The sequence below is a fragment of the Corynebacterium sp. c24Ua_83 genome (assembly GCF_039907245.1).
Taxonomy (GTDB): Bacteria; Actinomycetota; Actinomycetes; order Mycobacteriales; family Mycobacteriaceae; genus Corynebacterium.
Map to the genome: position 1 here is coordinate 56732 of NZ_JASBOI010000004.1, position 17716 is coordinate 74447.

12 protein-coding genes are annotated in these 17716 nt (G+C 60.9%); 9 read left to right on the forward strand and 3 right to left on the reverse strand.

Translation table 11 applies throughout. The annotated features are described in order from the left end of the window. Nucleotides 1-33 precede the first annotated feature (33 nt). The 6 genes from QKE30_RS04585 to QKE30_RS04610 all read left to right on the forward strand — a co-directional run bounded on the left by QKE30_RS04585 (nt 34) and on the right by QKE30_RS04610 (nt 13720). Entirely contained in the window at nt 34-7407 is a 7374-nt protein-coding gene (locus tag QKE30_RS04585; RefSeq protein ID WP_347934217.1) for a condensation domain-containing protein, read from the forward strand. Nucleotides 7408-7464: 57 nt separating this feature from the next. Continuing rightward, nucleotides 7465-9522: a siderophore-interacting protein gene (locus QKE30_RS04590; RefSeq protein ID WP_347934218.1), complete on the forward strand. Its 2058-nt coding sequence runs from the start codon at nt 7465-7467 to the stop codon at nt 9520-9522. A 318-nt stretch (nt 9523-9840) separates the two neighbouring features. Beyond that, nucleotides 9841-10797, forward strand: a complete 957-nt coding sequence (locus QKE30_RS04595; RefSeq protein ID WP_347934219.1) for an iron-siderophore ABC transporter substrate-binding protein — start codon at nt 9841-9843, stop codon at nt 10795-10797. 36 nt (nt 10798-10833) lie between these two features. Then, nucleotides 10834-11865, forward strand: a complete 1032-nt coding sequence (locus tag QKE30_RS04600) for an iron ABC transporter permease (RefSeq protein ID WP_347934220.1) — start codon at nt 10834-10836, stop codon at nt 11863-11865. A gap of 5 nt (nt 11866-11870) precedes the next feature. After that, nucleotides 11871-12914: an iron ABC transporter permease gene (locus tag QKE30_RS04605; protein ID WP_347934267.1), complete on the forward strand. Its 1044-nt coding sequence runs from the start codon at nt 11871-11873 to the stop codon at nt 12912-12914. Next, the gene (locus tag QKE30_RS04610; RefSeq protein WP_347934221.1) at nt 12911-13720 is read left to right on the forward strand and encodes an ABC transporter ATP-binding protein; all 810 of its coding nucleotides are present in this window, start codon (nt 12911-12913) and stop codon (nt 13718-13720) included. Before QKE30_RS04605 ends, QKE30_RS04610 begins: the two co-directional genes overlap by 4 nt. A 9-nt stretch (nt 13721-13729) precedes the next feature. On the opposite strand, the gene QKE30_RS04615 is transcribed toward QKE30_RS04610, so the two are convergent. Both QKE30_RS04615 and QKE30_RS04620 read right to left on the reverse strand, forming a co-directional pair. Continuing rightward, nucleotides 13730-14647 carry a siderophore-interacting protein gene (locus QKE30_RS04615; RefSeq protein ID WP_347934222.1) on the reverse strand — a complete coding sequence of 306 codons (918 nt, stop codon included), beginning with the start codon at nt 14645-14647 and terminating at the stop codon, nt 13730-13732. A 142-nt stretch (nt 14648-14789) separates the two neighbouring features. Continuing rightward, nucleotides 14790-15131 carry a hypothetical protein gene (locus QKE30_RS04620; RefSeq protein ID WP_347934223.1) on the reverse strand — a complete coding sequence of 114 codons (342 nt, stop codon included), beginning with the start codon at nt 15129-15131 and terminating at the stop codon, nt 14790-14792. 613 nt (nt 15132-15744) lie between these two features. Between QKE30_RS04620 and rplN the strand changes: the two genes are divergently transcribed. The 3 genes from rplN to rplE are packed head-to-tail and all read left to right on the forward strand — an operon-like array spanning nt 15745 to nt 17003. Further along, entirely contained in the window at nt 15745-16116 is a 372-nt protein-coding gene (rplN, locus tag QKE30_RS04625) for a 50S ribosomal protein L14 (protein ID WP_005291942.1), read from the forward strand. After that, nucleotides 16117-16431 (forward strand): 50S ribosomal protein L24, encoded by a 315-nt coding sequence (gene rplX, locus QKE30_RS04630; protein ID WP_005291939.1) that lies wholly within the window; start codon nt 16117-16119, stop codon nt 16429-16431. 2 nt (nt 16432-16433) lie between these two features. Next, nucleotides 16434-17003, forward strand: coding sequence for a 50S ribosomal protein L5 (gene rplE, locus QKE30_RS04635; protein WP_005291938.1), 570 nt, complete (start codon nt 16434-16436; stop codon nt 17001-17003). A gap of 158 nt (nt 17004-17161) precedes the next feature. On the opposite strand, the gene QKE30_RS04640 is transcribed toward rplE, so the two are convergent. After that, nucleotides 17162-17563, reverse strand: a complete 402-nt coding sequence (locus tag QKE30_RS04640) for a hypothetical protein (RefSeq protein ID WP_347934224.1) — start codon at nt 17561-17563, stop codon at nt 17162-17164. Nucleotides 17564-17716: the final 153 nt, after the last annotated feature.

Here is a 17716-nt window from a genome sequence, read left to right on the forward strand (position 1 = left end):
CGCTGCCGCCCGCCGACTCACAAGGAACTTTACTTGTCTTCTACGCTGCCGTTAACGAGCGCTCAATACGGTGTCTGGAACGCCCAAAAACTCAACCCCGAATCGCCCTACTACGTGGTTGGTGAGGTACTGCACCTGGGGCCAGGGCACATTGAGCTGGAAACTCTGCAGCACTCCATTGCACAGCTGCAACAGGAAGCTGAGACATTGCGCGTGCGCGTCACGATGGATGGCCTTACCCCGCAACAGTCCGTGGTACAGGAAGGCCCCGGCGTCGACCGCGTGATTGACGTGCGGCACGCCGCGGATCCCCAGCGCAGCGCGGAAGCCTGGGTGGATGCGCTACGCGCCGAATGCGCCGAGACGATGCGCACCATGGTGGATCAGCCGTTGTGTCGTTATGTCATTATTCTTCTCGACGACACCGAGACCTGGGTTGTCCAGCTTTATCATCACCTTATTGTCGATGGCTTCTCGGCTTCCCTGCTCACGCGTCGCCTTAGTCAGATTTATACCGCTCGCGTGGCAGGAAAGCAGGCTCGTCCATTCCGGGCAGCTTCGCTGTCCGAACTGGTGGCGCTGGATCAGGAGTACCGCGAATCCGCGGAGCATACCCGGGATAAACAGTATTGGACGTCCGTACTCGCACAGCTTCCGGAAGTTGCTGAGCGCGCCACGATGAATACGGCCACAAAAGCAGAAGGCACAGGGCAAACCACAATCACCACCACCGTGCGTCTGGGGTCGGAGATCATGGAGACGGCCACGAAAGCCGCTACTGATGAGCAGATTACGTGGGTAGAGCTCATGATCGCACTGTACGGGGCGTTTGTTCACCGTCTGTTGGCTCCACGCTCGACCAGCGAACAATTCCTGGCTGTGCCCGTGATGGCACGCTCGCATACGCGAGAGCTCCGCACGCCTGCAATGGCCGTCAATGTGCTGCCACTGCGAGTCAACGTCGACAATCAACAAACGGTGCAGGAGTATCTACACCATGCGGTGGAGTCGCTGCATGGTCTACTGGCCCACCAGCGACTGCGTGGAGAGAGCCTACCGCAGATCACGGGGGACTCCCGGGTGGCTGATGTGCTACACGGAGTGGGAGTGAATGCTAAGGCCTTCACCACCCGGGCGGATTTCGCGGGGGTTCCGGGGCGGTTGCGCAATGTGGCGGGTGGGCCGCCGGAGGATTTGGGATTGGTGCTCACCCCGGCCGAGGATGGCGGACTGGACATGGCTTTTGAGACGGATCCGGCCCGCGTGAGTGCCGAGCATGCGCGGGCTCGGTTGGAGGCACTGCGGGAGTTCACGTGTCAGGCGCTTGAAGACACGTCCCGAAAGATCGGGGAGCTGCCACTGCATAGCCAGAGACGGCGCGTGGAAATGTTAGAGCAGCGGCGCGCCCAAGGTGTCGAAGTGGCCGAAAATAGCCGATCGCAGGACGCTCTGAGCACCGCTTTGTTCACGCTGCGAAACCGCACACAGGCACATCTGGTGGTTCACACTGCCGATGGTTGGGATACCGAGCCCGGAACTGAGGTGTTGGATCGCGAGGTACTGGGCGCTGCAGTGCTGGACAGCAAGGATCTCCACGCTACAGTGCATCGCCTGGCTGGTTACTTTCGCCGTGAGGTTTTGGGAAGCGACAGGTGGCGCCAGGCGGAACAAGCCACCAAGCAGGATAGGGCGCGACCAGTGCTCGCTCTCGAGATGGAGCGGGGACGCGAATTGGTCCTTGCTGTGTTGGCCGCTTTCGCCGCGGGCGTGCCCTTCGTCTATATCGATCCCACCAGTCCTGTCCAGCGCCGTGAGCAAATCCATGCGAACGCTGAACCGGTAGCCAGTGTGGATGCGGCGGCCATCCGCTACGCCCTAGCCTTGGGGAGTACCACCTCGGAGGAGAACGCCGTAGAACGGTCCGCGGAATCGGCAGCCTGTCCAGACCCGGAGCAATTGGCCTACCTGATCTATACTTCTGGATCCACCGGCAAGCCCAAGGGCGTGGAGGTTCCCCGCCGTGCAATTAGCTCTCTGTTTGCCCAACACCGCAGTGGATTGTACGACAGGCCGCACGCGGTGGTGGCGCATACGGCGTCTTTCAGTTTCGATGCAGCATTCGACCAGTTGCTGTGGCTGCTGGCGGGCCACGACGTGCACCTCTACCCGGAACAGGCCACTGGGGATGCAGACAAGCTGGTGGAACACTTCGCTACACAGCAGATCAATGTGGTGGATACGACTCCCTCCATGATGAAGGCGTTGTTGGCCGCGCAGCTATTGGAGAAAGTACCGAGCCTGCAGTTAGTGGTTTTGGGTGGCGAAGAGCTGCCCGCTGAGCTGTGGGATCACCTGGCGGCCACCGGCCTGGAGGTCGTCAATGCCTATGGCCCCACCGAAAGCACTGTAGATGCCCTTTTGGCCCGAGTGGAGCCGGGCGTGGCACACCTGGGGCGGCCCGTTGCCGGTATGCGTGCCTACCTGGTGGATAACGCCCTGCAGCTGGTAGGAGACCAAGAAGTAGGCGAACTGGTTCTAGCCGGTCCACAGCTGGCACTCGGCTACCGTGGCCTTCCGGAGGCCACCGATGCGGCGTTCAAGGAGGACGTTCGCATCGACCCGCGTCGGGCTCCGGAGCGCATTTACCGCACCGGGGATCGGGCACGATGGATTCCTGGGCGGGGCTACCAGTTTCTGGGGCGTGCCGATGAGCAAGTCGAGATCAATGGGCAGCGCGTGGAGCTGGCCGAAGTGGAAGCTGTACTAGCCAGCGTGAACGGCGTGCGGCACTGCGCCGTGGCACCACTGAATCGCAGTGGGCAGGCCACTGTGTTGGTTGCTGCGGTGGTAGGGGATTGGCCCGTGGACGCTTCAGATCTGACCGCTATCCGGCACCAGTTGCAAGCTGCTTTACCCGCCGCGGCGATCCCCCGGCGCATCCATCCAGTGCGAGCGCTGCCCACCACCACCTCCGGCAAGATCGACCGGGAGGCCATCGCCGGATACGGACTGCAGCCGCCGACCGCTGGTGCGAAGGAGGATACCGCAGCCCCCGAGGCGACCGAACGCGTGGAGGTCTCTAGCGCAGGTAACGCAACTACAAGCGGTAAAAACGACCCGCTTGCGCCGCTCGACCCTGCCCACCTCCTGCTGCATCGCACGGTGTGTGATGTCCTCCATCTACCGCCGCAGCAGACTGATCCTGATCAGGACTTCATCAGTTTGGGAGGGGAGAGTATTGCTGCTCTTCATGTGGCCTCTCGCGCACGTCAGCAGGGGCTGCTGTTGCAGCCGAAGGACCTAATGGGCGGCATTGCGTTAGCGCAGATTCCATTGGCCTTCCGTCCTCCGCAGAATCCGCAGGCTCCCCAGGCTTCGCAGGCTGCGCGCCCGACCGACCTTAGTTCTGGTGAAGACCTGGGCAAGGGGGGTAATTCGATCTCCAATAATGGGGACAATCAATGGCTGGATTGGGGTGTATTGCCGTGGAGTCCGGTGGCGCGCACGCAGATTGCAGCTGCTCCCACCGTGCAAGCGATGCGTCGCCACGTGATGTACCGGTGGCTAGATGTGCCACCCGGGTGTGGCCAAGCCGATGTACTGCGCGCGGTGGAGGTGCTTCAGCGCCGGCACGCGAGCCTGCGGATGTTGCTGGACTGGGACAACGTAGTGCAGCTGATCCCGCGTGTGCCACTGGCCAGTGCCACGGAGATTGTGGTGGAGCTTGCGCCGGACGGCCCAGATCCGGTGGAACAGCTGGCCGCCCGCATAGCCCCCGATAGAGGAGTGATGTGGCAGGTGGGGCTGTGTGCGGAAGGCGCGCTGGTGATGGTGCACCATCTGGCAATCGACGCGCTGTCCTGGCCGAACCTGCAGCGCGAGTGGAATGCTGTATTAATTGACGCCAACGTGAAGCTTCCCGCACTCACCGGCCTCCTGCGCGCCCACGGGATGCAGCGTGCCGTGGAGCACCAGGCCGTGCAGAACGTGCCACCGGGATCGGCGGAGCTGTCGGTCTTGCCGGAGTTGCCGGAGAAACTGCTATGCCCACGGGGGCAGGCCACGATGATGTGGCGACATATTGCGATGCCGGACGCTGCGGCGATGAGTTCCGAGCTGGCGCAGCGTTTTCGAACAGACCGACAGGTCGTGGTGGTGTCATTGTTAGCGCAAGCGCTACAGGCCGTAGGTTTGACCGAGCTTCAGCTGGTGGTGGAAGGGCACGGCCGCGATGGCGGCACCGGTGCCACTCGTTCTGGTGACTATGGCAGCACCGGTAGCGCGGTGGATTGCATGGAGCTGATCGGTTGGTTCACTACGGAGGAGCGTTGGGCTTTCTCTGTGAGGGCTGACGGTGCCTCCGTTCATTCATCCGCCAATTCTCCGAGGTTTATGGCAGCGTGGGTTCGCGCTGGGCGCGAGGCCGAGTCGCAGGCTCAGCCGTGGGATCCAGCTTCGTGCCCTCCAAACCGTCGTGTGGTGATTAATGTTCTGGATGCACAGCCGGGGGATAGATTCGGCGTGGTGGAATCCGACGACCGGCGGATGACGGAGGCTCTGACGATAAATGTCTTCCTCACCTCGGACGGCGCAGACGTGGAATACGTGGCGGACCTGGCAGCACTCAGGGATGCATCCCCGACCGTGCTGGAGAAACTGCACGAACAGCTACAGCGTGCGGCGCGGGACCTGCTGGTCGCGGATCGGTTGGTACTGCGCCAAGCACTACCTAGCGACTACCGGGCATTCGATACACAGCCGACGAACCCTCGGCTAGGCCACAGCTCAACCAACCAGCCCACACCGACCCTCAGCGTTGCTCATCTGCGCTCCCTGGAAGCCGCCCACGGTCCCCTGGAAGACATTGTCCCGGCTACTGCCTCCCAGCAGGGGCTGCTGTTCCACGGATTGGCCGGAACCGACCGCTACGTCATTGCCGCCGCCGTGGACCTTACTGGTGTGGCTTCCCCAGAGCTTATCCACCAGTCGATGCGGGCAATTCTGCGCCGCCACGCAGCACTGCGCGCCGTGTTCGATTGCAGCGACCTCCCGCTGATGCTGATTCCGGAGCGGCTCGATCTGCCCTGGACAATCCACGACTGCAGAGACTTCTCACCGGCTGCAGCTCATGCGTTCGTGGAACAGCTGCGGGAGTTGCGCGGCCACCGCGCCGTGGACCTGGAATCCGGCCCGCTAGTCACCGCAGACCTGGTGCTGTTGCCAGAGAGTAACCGACTAGAAACCAACCGCCCTGCCACACTTGTGCTGGGCAGCCATCACATCCTCACCGATGGCTGGTCCACCGCCGTGATGCTGCAGGATTTGCAGCGACTGCTAAGCGGCGAGGATCTGGACCCCGCGCCCTCCTTCGCGGAATTTGCTCGAAGCCTGTGCCAACGCAGCGTCGAACAACTGGAGCGGGAACACCGCGCCTGGCAACAGATTTTCACCGGCACCGATCAGCCCCATGAGGCCAGTCGCACAGGCGAGCACGGAGGTGTGATTGCGGGCTTGCGGCCGGTGGCGTCAAGTAAAAAGAGCACAACAGAAGCCCCAGAGGTGCCGCACGTACTGCACCGCGACACAGACGGGCGGGTGACAACGGCCGCGGCGAGCCTAGGGACCACACCCAGTGTGCTGGTACAAACCGCGTGGTTGCTCACGCTGGCTGCGCTGCATGGTGGGCGCCGAGTGACTACGGGGGTGACTCTTTCCGGCCGGTCCGCGGAGCAGCCGCGAATGGCTAGTGCGGTGGGCATGTTCATCACCACACTCCCGTTGCACGTACAACTCGAACCGGGGCACACGCTGCGCCATACCGTGCGACAGGTGGCAGATACCATGGCGCTGATCAGCGAGAACCAGACCACGCCGCTACAGGAGATCGAGACCCTGGTGGGAAGTGCACCGTTGTTCGACACCGCGGTGGTGTACGACCATCACGCACACTTCGGTGCACCGAGCGGTCCACACACAGTGGAGACCTCCGAGTCGTGCCTGCGCATCCAGGGGCTGCGCACCAGCGGTCGCACGCATTACCCGCTGACTGTCGTGTGCCCGCCCGGGGACGTTTTGGAAATTACGCTGGTGCACCGTCCGGATGTGGTGGAACGCATTCTTCCTGACGCCGCCGCGAGGTGGTTCGGCACATTCCTCAATGCACTGTGCGACGCCGCCACCGGTAGGGATCTCCGGTTGGTGGAGTTGCTTCCGGAGCGCGGCGAGTTTGAGGAGCCAGCGGACGGGCAAATAGAAGTAGATGGGCACAGCGAAGTAGAGGAAGCGGATACGTGCAATACCGGTAACCGGGAGCTTTCTGAGGACAACCCCGTATGCGCCCAGGTGCAGGCCGCCATGGAGAGCTTGCTAGGCAACCCGATCGGCCCCGAAGAGAACTTCTTCACCTCCGGTGGTGACTCCCTGCTGGCCATGCGTTTGATGGGTGTGCTGCGCAAGCAGGGCATGCAGTTGAAGATCCAGGACATTGTGGATGCTGGTACTCCGGCAGCCATCGCGGAACGGCTGGGGCAGGGCACTGGTGGAGCTATGAAGGCTAAGCAGCCGCCGAAGCCGCAGCAATCCCAGCGCTTACAGACTGCCGAGCATCCGCAACGCCGCCCGGTGTGGTGCCTCCATCCGATCGGCGGACATGGCTTGGCCTTCGCCCCGCTGGCCAGCCTTCTGGCGGACACTGAGTTTGACGCCCGCCTGATCGAACTACCGTCCCCGCTACCCCAGGTGGAAACACTGGCCGAGCTAGCGGAGCTCTACACCGAACAGATCCTGGCCGAGCAACAAGAAGGACCCTTCACGTTGGTGGGCTACTCCTTCGGTGGCGTGGTGGCTGAAAACATCGCTGCCGCGTTGCAGCGCCGGGGCTATGAGGTGCGGTTCTTAGGAATTCTTGACGCCTACCCCAGCGGCAGCAGCCCCAGCTCCGGTACGCATTCCTGGCCGCCGGGCACGCCCGATGGCAGGACAGCCTTTGGTGACTACGACGTTCGGGCAATTGCGCGTGCCGATGGGATGTCACACGAATTGGGCACTGTGGGCGTCGATATAGAAAGCAACATCCGTTTCTGCATGCAGATGCTGCACACAGCAGCACCCACCAGCTACGAAGGCCGGGTCGAGCTAGTGGTGGCAACGCAAAACAACAGTGATGTGGCACACGGGCAGTGGGATCCGGCTGCTGCGTGGAGGCGCCGTCCGGGGGCGTATCCGGTGCGGGTGAGCGAGCTTGAACTTACGCACGCGCAGCTGGTGAAAGCCGATGGCTGGAAGAACGTTTTCCAGCAATGGGCACCGCGGCTGCTGAACAAGAGTTCGGCTGACCGGCCAGCACCCGAGGCGACAGACATCGACCCTGCGCATGCCGCCCCACCGCATGCCGACCCTGCGCACTGACCCGCTACACACCGACTCACCGCACACCGCCAACCCAGAAACGAGAAAGGAATGACCATGGCGAGGAATAGCCGAGACAGGGAAATCTACCCCATTACGATCCGCGAACTGCAGGTTGCTGACATCGAGGACATCACACCAGGGATGCGTCGTATTACTCTGACGGGCGAACAGTTACGCGCCCACAGTGCATTCGGAGTAGAGGCACCACCACTAATCAGTGATGGTTTCGACGACGATATCCGTATCATCTTCCCCGACCCGGCCACCGGGGAGCGCCCTCACCCCATCACACGGGAGGACGCGACGGTGCTATGGCAAGAAGAGGTCAAAGATCTGTTTCGGACGTATACCGTCCGTTCCTTCGACGCCTCCCGGGGGCGCCTCGTCGTAGACTTCGCGCGGCATGGCCAAGGCTTGGCCGAGGACTGGTCTGCACGAGCTCGACCGGGGGATTCCCTGTATATCGCGGGGCCGAAATCGTGCGCAGCGCTGCCCACTCACACTCCGTGGTTGCTGATGGCGGGCGACGAGACGGCACTGCCGGCGATTTCCCGCTGTATAGAGACTTTGCCCGCCGGGTATAGGGCAGTGGCGATTATTGAGGTAGCCACGCGGGCACATGTCCAGCGACTGGAGTTCGAAGCACAGGTGGACATTCACTGGCAGGTGCGAGACGAGGGCGGGGACTTCGTGGCGAAAGCTACCGAGTTGTACGGAGAACACCCAGAGTGGGCGGCCGAGCCCGCCGCGATGCCCTATGTATGGGCTGCGGGAGAGGCCGGGCGATTGAAGGCGATCCGACGCTGGGTTCGAGCTCTGGGGATTCCGCGGGAAAACGTGGAGATTACGGGGTACTGGCGCGCAATGGCACCGGCACAATCGGAAGCAGGGGCGACGGCTACGCAGGGCGACAGTGAGGGGGCGGAGACAGGGGCTGTGACAAGCCACCGTAATGCGGTGATTGAGCTGCATGAACTCACCGAGATGGGGTCGGCGATTCTGGTGCGCCAAGCCGTAGGGTTGGGGATTTTTGGCCTGATTGATGAGGGCGCGGATCGAGTGGATCAACTGGCCGCAGCAACTGGCCTGCAGCAGGAGCTGGCTCTCCGGATTGCGCGTTACTTGGAGGCAGTGGGGTTAGTGACTTTGTCGGCGTATGCAGCACTGGATAGCTCAGCGGAGGATGTGGCGGACCAACGGGCGGTTCGAATCGGCCTCACTGCGCTGGGCAGCGAGTTAGCAAACCCGGATTCTCCAGTAAGGGATTGGATTGCCGGGCCGGCAGCCGCCAAGACCGCAGCACTTGGCCAGCTAGGGCAGGCACTGCAGAATCCGGCTGATACGGGCGAGCACCGCTGGGACTACATTGTGCAAACCCAGCCACAACTGGCCGTGGAGGAACACGAACAGGCGGCCTCCAGCGCTCAGTGGTCGGCCCCGGCCGCAGCGGAGATTCTGAGCAGCAAGCTACTAGCGCGACAGGATGCTGGCTCGCTTCGGTGCGCGGTGGGAGGTCCGGCCGCGGCGGTGTATGCGGATGAGATTCTACGTAAGATACCGCAGGCCAACGCCGTGGTGTTGGGGTCGTTTTCGGAGGCAGAAGATGACGCAAGGATTTCAGTAGGCGCAACAACTGCAGCGATGACGGAGCCTGGGGCCAGCGCAGAGGAGGTTATGCTGCGCGATATTGCTCCACGCCGCCGGGATCGTGCTCGCTATAGTGCACTGCACGCTCCAACGGTTGGGCGTAGCGGTGAGGATGTGCGCCGGGCGGATTGGGCTGGCACAGTGGCTACTTTGTGTGAGCAGGTAGATGCTGTGGTGCTGGTTGATCCGTGGCGGCGTTGGCCAGCTATAGAGCTGCAACAGCTGGTAGCTGCCGTACTACGTTTTGGGGCGCAGCTGTTCCTGGTGACCCCAGTGTTGCAGGAAAGCGGGGCCGAGGATCATGACTACGAGGAAGATTTATCACGCCTCGTTCTGTATGGATCGCAGCTGCCCACGGCCCGTGTGATTGCGAAGCACCTGGCTGCCGTGGGTGCGGTAGTGCGTTCGCAGCAGGCGGTGGGGTGGAGTGCCCAGCTGTTCGAGGTGGGGAGGGGAGGTAGGTAACTGCCGGTGGTCGGGCGAACCTCAGGACATTTGTCTCGGGCGAAGCGTGTGGAGGAGCGGCGGACGTTTGGTGGTTTGCTAAACCGTTTCTAAAGTGCCCCCTGTCGGCTGGCCCCTAGCGGCTGAGCTGCCTCCATATCGGCGGCCACACATCCCCCAAAATAATTAACTTAGGGCAGCATTTTGTGTGGTTAGCCTAACCTGTGTAATATAAACGCGATTGCTGTGTTGACCGTAGCCGAAAGAGGCCATCAGTCCCTTGGGGGCTATGGGTAATACACAGCGCTTCAAAGAGTTCCTTACACGTTAGGCTTCCACATGTTTCGAAACAATTCTCTGACCCGTCGAGCGGCACTGAAGACCGCCGCTGTCTTGGCAGCATCCACTCTTGTTCTGTCTGGTTGCTCCCGAGGCGATGACGTGGCGGCGTCAAAAAATGAGGGCACCGGGGACGAGCGCATCGCCGCAGTTGGCCTGGGAGACAGCGATACCTTGCTCGCCCTTGGCATCCAACCAGTCCTCGTAGCGCCCTGGGGTGCTGAGGGAGATGTTGATGCGTCTGGCGTCGGCCCATGGGCTACCGAAAAGCTCGGCGACAACAAGCCTGAAGTGGTTTACGGTACTGCCAACGGATTCACTGCTGAAATCCTGGAGAAGATCTCCGCCGCTGATCCGGACAAGATCATTGCGGTGAACTCCGCCGTAGACGCGCAGGCGAAGAAGGCGCTTAATGACATCGCCCCAACCACCGTTAAGCCAGACGGTGCCACGGACTGGCAGATCCCATGGCGGGATCAGGTCAACCAGATCGCCGGCGCTGTAGACAAGCAAGAAGAAGGCGACAAACTCGTCGAAGAAACGCAGAAGGCCTTCGACGACTTCCAAAAGCAGCACCCTGAGCTCAAGGGCAAGCGTGCGGCTATCGTCATGCCTTATCAGGGAAAGATCGGCCTGTACACCTCCGGTGACGGTCGTGGGCAGTTTATCAAGAGTCTGGGCTTCGAGATCCCGAAGGAGCTCGAAGGTAACGGGGGCGAGTTCTACCGCGACATCGCACCGGAGAACTACAGCGACCTCAACAACGTCGATTACCTCTTCGTCCTTGATTACCAGGGTGCCGCCGATACCTTGAAGAAGGATCCAACATTCAGCAAGCTGGACGTTGTTCGCGAAGGCAAGGTCCGCTGGATGGACGAAAACGTGGGCAATGCAATGAGTATGCCGAACCCATTGACCATCCCCTGGGCAGTCGACAAGTTCTCTGACGCAATCTAGTTGAAAGTGTCTGCGTCAAGAACTCGACATTCTTTGGTGTTTTCCCGGCGTTTGCTTGCTTTGGCCGCACTCGCTGGTTTGGCATTGCTTCTGCTCGCTTCCCTGTACTTGGGTTCCAAAGATCTTTCCATTGGCGAGGTGACCAGCATTCTTATGCATGGTCCGCACCCGTCCGCGCAGTCCGGGATTAATGCTGAACAGTCCGGCATTATTTGGGATCTGCGCGTTCCACGCACGCTCTTGGCTGTGGTCACAGGTGCGGCCCTGGCTATGGCGGGTGCCATTGCTCAGAGTTGGACCCGCAACCCCTTGGCAGACCCCGGCATTATCGGCGTGAACGCCGGAGCGAGCTTCGCAGTCGCCGCGGCACTGACCTTGGGCTGGGCAACGACGGTCGGGGAGCGGACACTTGTGGGACTCGTCGGAGCTGCCGTCGCCGCTCTAGTCGTGCTGTTGATTTCCCGTGTATCGCGTAACCCGCTAACTCTGGTGCTCGTGGGCGTGGGAGTTACCTTTGCCCTGCAAGCGGCGACGAACATGCTGAGCCTTTACTCTTCCGACACCCTGGAGGGGCTCCGCCGGTGGACTGTCGGCTCTACGGCTGGGCGGGGTATGGAAGACGTGGCCTTAGCTGCTTTAGGTCTAGCACTAGGTGCTCTATGTGGTGCGCTTGCAGCACGCCCGTTGGATCTACTTGCGATGGGTGAGGATTCCGCTCGTTCCCTTGGTAGCTCGCCCGCGAGAACCCGCTTGTTGGCTGCCGCAGCGGTGATCATCCTCGCCGGTTCTGCGACTGCCACCGTGGGGCTTGTGACCTTCGTGGGCTTCGCCGTGCCACACCTACTGCGTCCGTTCACTGGCCCGGCGCTTACCCGCCTCTTGCTACCAACTGCCATCCTCGGCGGCGCGGCTGTACTGCTAGCCGATATTGTGGGCCGCTTCGTCTTGCAGCCTAACGAGCTGGAAATGTCCATTGTCCTAGCTATTGTCGGCGCTCCAGTGATGATTCTGGCGGTGCGACGTAAGAAGAGTTCACCGACCTCGAATGACTCGGAGTTGGCGATATGAGCGATATGACGTCTATCCGTAGTATCAAGCGTTCACGAAGCAGACGCATCTTGGCAGCCACATCGGGGTTCGCCCTCATAGCGGCGCTTTGTTATTGCCTAATTCTGGGGCAAGGAGCGGTGAAGCTCAGCCCGATGGAAGTCATCGAAGTGCTCACCGGTGGGGGCACACAGCAAGCAATCAACGTGGTGTGGGATCTCCGCCTGCCGGTAGCAATCGCTACCGTTCTGGTCGGCGCGGCGCTGGGGCTGGCCGGCGCGTGGACCCAGACCATGGCTCGCAATCCGCTGGCCAGCCCGGACATTCTCGGTGTCTCCGGTGGCGCGGCGGTTTTGGTTGTGGCGGGCACCGTAGTTACCCGCCCTGCATGGAGCGAGGGGGTGCCGACGTTCTGGTGGCGTGCTGCACTCGCTTTGGTTGGCGCACTAGTGATCGTTGGTTTGCTCGTTCTGCTCGGTGGTTTCGGGACGTCGCAGCGCGTAGTGGTCATCGGCCTGGCGCTGTCTTTCCTCACGCAGTCTTTAGTGCAGTATCTGTTGCTCAGGGCTGACTTGACTCGTGCCACGGATGCCCAAACTTGGCTCGCTGGGTCTACCGGCTTTGTGCGTACGGAAGCGTTGTTGCCTATGGTGTTGGGCTTGTTGCCCTTCGTAGTTTTAGGCCTCTGCGTTACGCGCGACGTTCCTCTTCTTTCTCATGATGACGCCACCGCGTCCACACTTGGAGTAAATGTCACGAGGGTGCGAGCTATTTTGCTCATTGCCGCAACGGGCATTGTCGCGGTGGTGGTTTCCTTTGTCGGCCCAATTGGATTCGTGGCACTGTTGGCTCCTCAGCTGGCCAAGCTGGTGGCCGGAACGCCCACGCCCCATCCGCTGTGTTCTACTTTTGCAGGCTCTGCTCTATTAGCTGCATGCGCCGTCGTGGCGGGCGCACTGCCATTTACATCCCCTGTGGGTTTGGTTACCGCCATCATCGGTGGCCCCGCGCTGGTGCTGCTCGTGTGGTTGGCGGCCCGTCGCGGAACTCTGAAAGGAATGGTTCAATGAACGTTCGTGTTGATCGCGTCACCGTGGGCTACAACGACGGCCCAAGCATTGTTAAGGACGTGTCCTTCAACGCAGAGCCCGGGAAGGTCACCACGCTCTTAGGCCCCAATGGTTGTGGCAAGTCGACGTTGCTGAAGACGCTTTCTCGGCTGCTTGCTCCCACCGAAGGACAGGTACTTGCCCAGGAGAAAGACGTGCATAGTTTGCGGGCGCGTGAAGCCGCCCAACTAATTGCGCTTTTGCCACAACACCCGCTGTGTCCGGCGGGGTTGACCGTTGGAGAACTTGTGGAGCGCGGACGGCACCCTTATCGTCGATCGCTCTGGGGCGGGGGAGCGTCGGCGTCAGAAGATAAAGAAAAGGTTCGCGAGGCGCTGAAGAAGACGAAGGTTAACCATCTTGTTGCCCGCGACGTGGCAGAGCTATCTGGCGGCCAGCGGCAGCGCGTCTGGATGGCGATGGTGTTGGCGCAGGATACGCCGATTGTGCTGTTGGATGAACCGACTACCTACCTAGATCCGGCACATGCGATAGAGATTCTAAGTATCGTGCGGGAGCTCGCTCAAGAGGGCAAGACGGTGATTACCGTGCTTCATGATCTTGGCCTGGCGGGAGCTTTTAGCGACGAGATGATCGTCATGAAGGAGGGGGAAAAGATCGCCGAGGGTTCTCCAAAGGAGGCTCTGACGGTGGATGTGTTGCGCGAGGCATATGGCCTGAATGCCGAGGTGTGGGAAGATCCCAGCGGTATGGCGCCGATCATCGTGCCGCGGGGGATCGTTGCTAACCCGCCACAGAGTTCTTGAGCGGAGGGCCTAAGGCCTAGCCCTCCCAAGGAACCAATAGGGGCACCACTGCACGGATTCGCTATTGAGGCCCCATGTGTGGATTGCGTGGTGCCGAACTTCCTTGCAGAGTTGCCCTTCGCCCGCGACCCAGACGTACTTCGACTGGGTCGCAGGGTGTTCGGCACAGTCCAGTTGCTGCAGGTGGGACACCACTGCCGTGCTGAAGTCCGTTGTCGCGCTAAACAACACTTCTAGGCTGCCCAGTTTGCTCTCCCAGTCAGCGACGAGAGACGGCTCGAGGTCGTCGTGGTTCTCGGCGACAACCACGAGGTGCATGTCGCGCAGCTGTTCCGGGGCGAAGGTGTGCGTGTATTCCAAGATGGCTCGAATGGAAGGCGCGGCAGATGGGTCTGCGATCAGCGTTTGCGAATCGTGCGCGCGGTGCCAGAGGCCCTGGCATGTCCAGATGCCTACCTGGTCGCCAACACGAGTCGCAAGAGCCCAGGCGAGCCCCGGCCCGACATGCTCATCATCGGGACTATCGACGCCATGCGTCGCCACGTCGAAAGCCATCTGACCGCGTTCGGAGTCGAATGTGCGAACGGTGTACCAACGCAGGTTTGGGCGTTGGGCCTCCGGCATGGCTGCAACGCTTGCGCGGATATTGGCCCCGCCACCGTGGAGGGGTAAATGGAGATCCTCGCCGGACTTAGCGGGCATAAAGAGGCCAAAGAATTCGTCAGGGCCGGAAAGCTGAAAGCCGACTAGTTCAGGGGAGTGGATGACAATCCGTTTCAGGTTCTCTGCCGGGGTGCTGACGTCACAAACAGTGGCGCGAATGATTCGGTGGTGCGGCTCGGAAGGGGCGGCCAGGAGTTGGTGGTCAGAGAAGGCTGCGCGGTACGCGGGAGTGTTCGCTGGGGTACTCAAAGTCGACAGGTTCATGGTCATGATAGAGGTTAGCGTACCCTTGCCTAAAGCAAAGTGAAAGGGTGAGGGGATAGGAAAAGCCCCGCGGGGATCCGAGGATCGCCGCGGGGCTTGGGTCTCAGCTGAACGAATTTGTTCTAGCTTGAGAAGGCCGTTCTTACTTGGCCAGCTTGCCCAGCTTCTGGAAGTTGTTGAACAGGGAAACGATGCCGCCAACCAGGGCTGCAACGGTGGTGATCAGGGTGACGACGGTGGTCAGCTTCTTCAGGCCGGAGGTATTCTCGTCCCAGTCGAAGAACTTGTTTGCGGAACCAGCCAGCTCCTGCTTCTTCTCTTCCTTGGTCTTGGTGTCGCCGCCCTTCTTGCCCAGGCTGGTGGAGATGCTGGTGTCCTTGGAGCCGCCAGTGGTCGGGTTCTCCTCAGCAACAGCAGCGGCGGAGCCAGCAACTGCAACGGTAGCGGCGGTGGTCAGAGCCAGCAGGGACTTCTTGAGCTTCATGTGTTTAATCCTCACGTGAAAGATGGTGCGTCGGCCTGAACTGGCCGTGGTACGCGGACTAATTTAGCATGACCATGAACTTTAAGCACGGTGCAAAAGTGCTACCTGCCCCCTGAAGTGACCCATGAACGATCCTTCATACCTCCTGGGTGCAAGCTGAAAAGACGCCTGTTAGCACGAGGGAAGCGCTAGCTGAAACTGCCTCTCCGTCAGCGCGGGCGCCGTCCCGGGTACTAAAGTTTTTAAACATAATCCCACGCCACGGATATATTCTGACCAGTGGTTTTGAGAAACAAAACACCATGCTAGTTCAGTCTGTTAACAGACCTGCTGGAATGTGTGATCGATGGGGCGCGAGGGGCGTCAATAAGAAAGAAAAAAGAATTGCGCGGGGGTGAGCTAACATACCCCCGCTGCGCGAAATCCGCCGCCACTCAGAAAAACTCTGATACGGGGATTTGGTTGCCTGAATGGGGGTGTGGAAGAATATAGCGGTTGCCAGAAGGCGAACCGAGTTCACGATGAACCGAACGCGCTGGCACAGACCGCGTGCGCGAGGGTCGGAAATCCCACGCACGGCAAGCAAAAATCTAGGTCAAATTAGGAGACTCAAGTGATTCAGCAAGAATCGCGTCTGCGAGTTGCCGACAACACCGGTGCCCGGGAAATCCTGGTCATCCGTCCGCTCGGTGGTTCCGTTCGACGCTCCGCTGGTATCGGTGATGTCGTCGTAGCTACCGTCAAGGAAGCTGCACCGGGCGGCACCGTCAAGGCCGGCGACATCGTCAAGGCTGTCATCGTCCGCGCAAAGAAGGAGACCCGTCGTCCGGACGGCTCCTACATCGCATTCGATGAGAACGCGGCTGTCATCATCAAGGCAAACGACAACGATCCCCGCGGCACCCGTATCTTCGGCCCGGTCGCACGTGAGCTTCGCGACAAGAAGTTCATGAAGATCGTTTCCCTGGCTCCGGAGGTGCTCTAAATGAAGATCCGTAAGGGCGACACCGTACTGGTAATCTCCGGCCCGGACAAGGGTGCAAAGGGCAAGGTCATCGAGGCCTACCCGCAGCGCGACAAGGTCCTGGTCGAGGGCGTCAACCGAATCAAGAAGCACGTTGCAAACTCCGCTCCAGAGCGCGGCGCTGAGTCCGGCGGCATCGTTACCCAGGAAGCTCCGATCCACGTATCCAACGTGATGGTCGTTGACTCCGACGGCAACCCGACCCGTATCGGCTACCGCTTCGACGAAGACGGTAAGAAGATCCGCGTGTCCAAGCGCAACGGGAAGGACATCTAACGATGAGCGAAAACTACACCCCACGTTTGAAGACTCGCTACCGTGAGGAAATCCGCGAGAAGCTGAACGGCGAGTTCAGCTACGAGAACGTCATGCAGATCCCGGGCGTCACCAAGGTTGTCGTCAACATGGGTGTCGGCGACGCTGCTCGCGATTCCAAGCTGATCAACGGTGCAATCGAGGACCTGACCAAGATCACCGGTCAGAAGCCGCAGATCCGCACCGCGAAGAAGGCTATTGCTAACTTCAAGCTGCGTGAAGGCATGCCCATCGGCGCCCGCGTTACCCTGCGTGGCGACCGCATGTGGGAGTTCCTGGACCGCCTGTTGACCGTCGCTCTGCCGCGTATTCGTGACTTCCGCGGCCTGAACGACAAGCAGTTCGACGGCCACGGCAACTACACCTTCGGCCTGTCTGAGCAGACCATGTTCTACGAGATCGACGTCGACAAGATCGACCGTCCTCGCGGTATGAACATCACCGTCGTTACCACTGCAACCAACGACGACGAAGGTCGCGCGCTGCTGCGCGAGCTGGGCTTCCCTTTCAAGCAGAAGGGCTCCGCTGAGTAATTCAGCGTAACGAAACCCCGCTTCCCATCGAGGATCTCCTCGATAATTAGGGAAGCGGGGTTTGTTGTGTCCGGAGTCTGGCATCCGGAGCCCGGTATCTGGTACCCGGAGCCCGGAAGCCAGTACCCGCGGCCCGGAAGCCGGAATTCGCGACGGATTTACAGGAAGATCTTCACGATCTTGCCGATGAAGCCGATAACGTCCTTGACCTTGTCCAGGGTAGAGGTGGTCTCGTCCCAGCCAGCCAGGTTGTCGATGGAGCCCTTCAGCTTCTCCTTCTTCTCGTCGTCGATGGAGCCCTGGGTGCCCTCCTCGGTGGAGCCTTCGGAAGCGCCCTCGTTCTCGTCTGCGGCGTCGCCAGCCTCAGCCTCGTCGTCTGCAGCCTGGTCATCACCAGCGGTAGCGTCCTCAGCCGGCGCGGTCTCGTCGGCAGCCGGCTGGGTGGCGGTCGCGGAAGCGGCCGGTGCCTCGGGAGCCTCGTCTGCAACTGCGGCCGGAACGCCAGCCAGGGCAACGGAGGATGCTGCGGCCAGGGTGATGAGGGACTTCTTGAACTTCAAAGGAATCTCCTTCCGAGAAGGGTGTAAAAAACTGCGGTATGGCGACAAGTTGGGGCTCGGTTCTGCGAGTTCCGATCCGCTGCCGCCCGGTCTGTACTTCGTGTACGTAGAACATGTGTAGTGAATCGCCCCTCACCCTCGCAACGGATGCAG

Coding starts and splice junctions, on each gene's coding strand:
- rplE (WP_005291938.1), top strand. CDS start 16,434: ATGAGCGAAAACTACACCCCACGTTTGAAGACTCGCTACCGTGAGGAA.
- QKE30_RS04615 (WP_347934222.1), bottom strand. CDS start 14,647: ATGAACCTGTCGACTTTGAGTACCCCAGCGAACACTCCCGCGTACCGC.
- QKE30_RS04595 (WP_347934219.1), top strand. CDS start 9,841: ATGTTTCGAAACAATTCTCTGACCCGTCGAGCGGCACTGAAGACCGCC.
- QKE30_RS04605 (WP_347934267.1), top strand. CDS start 11,871: ATGACGTCTATCCGTAGTATCAAGCGTTCACGAAGCAGACGCATCTTG.
- QKE30_RS04620 (WP_347934223.1), bottom strand. CDS start 15,131: ATGAAGCTCAAGAAGTCCCTGCTGGCTCTGACCACCGCCGCTACCGTT.
- rplX (WP_005291939.1), top strand. CDS start 16,117: ATGAAGATCCGTAAGGGCGACACCGTACTGGTAATCTCCGGCCCGGAC.
- QKE30_RS04610 (WP_347934221.1), top strand. CDS start 12,911: ATGAACGTTCGTGTTGATCGCGTCACCGTGGGCTACAACGACGGCCCA.
- QKE30_RS04590 (WP_347934218.1), top strand. CDS start 7,465: ATGGCGAGGAATAGCCGAGACAGGGAAATCTACCCCATTACGATCCGC.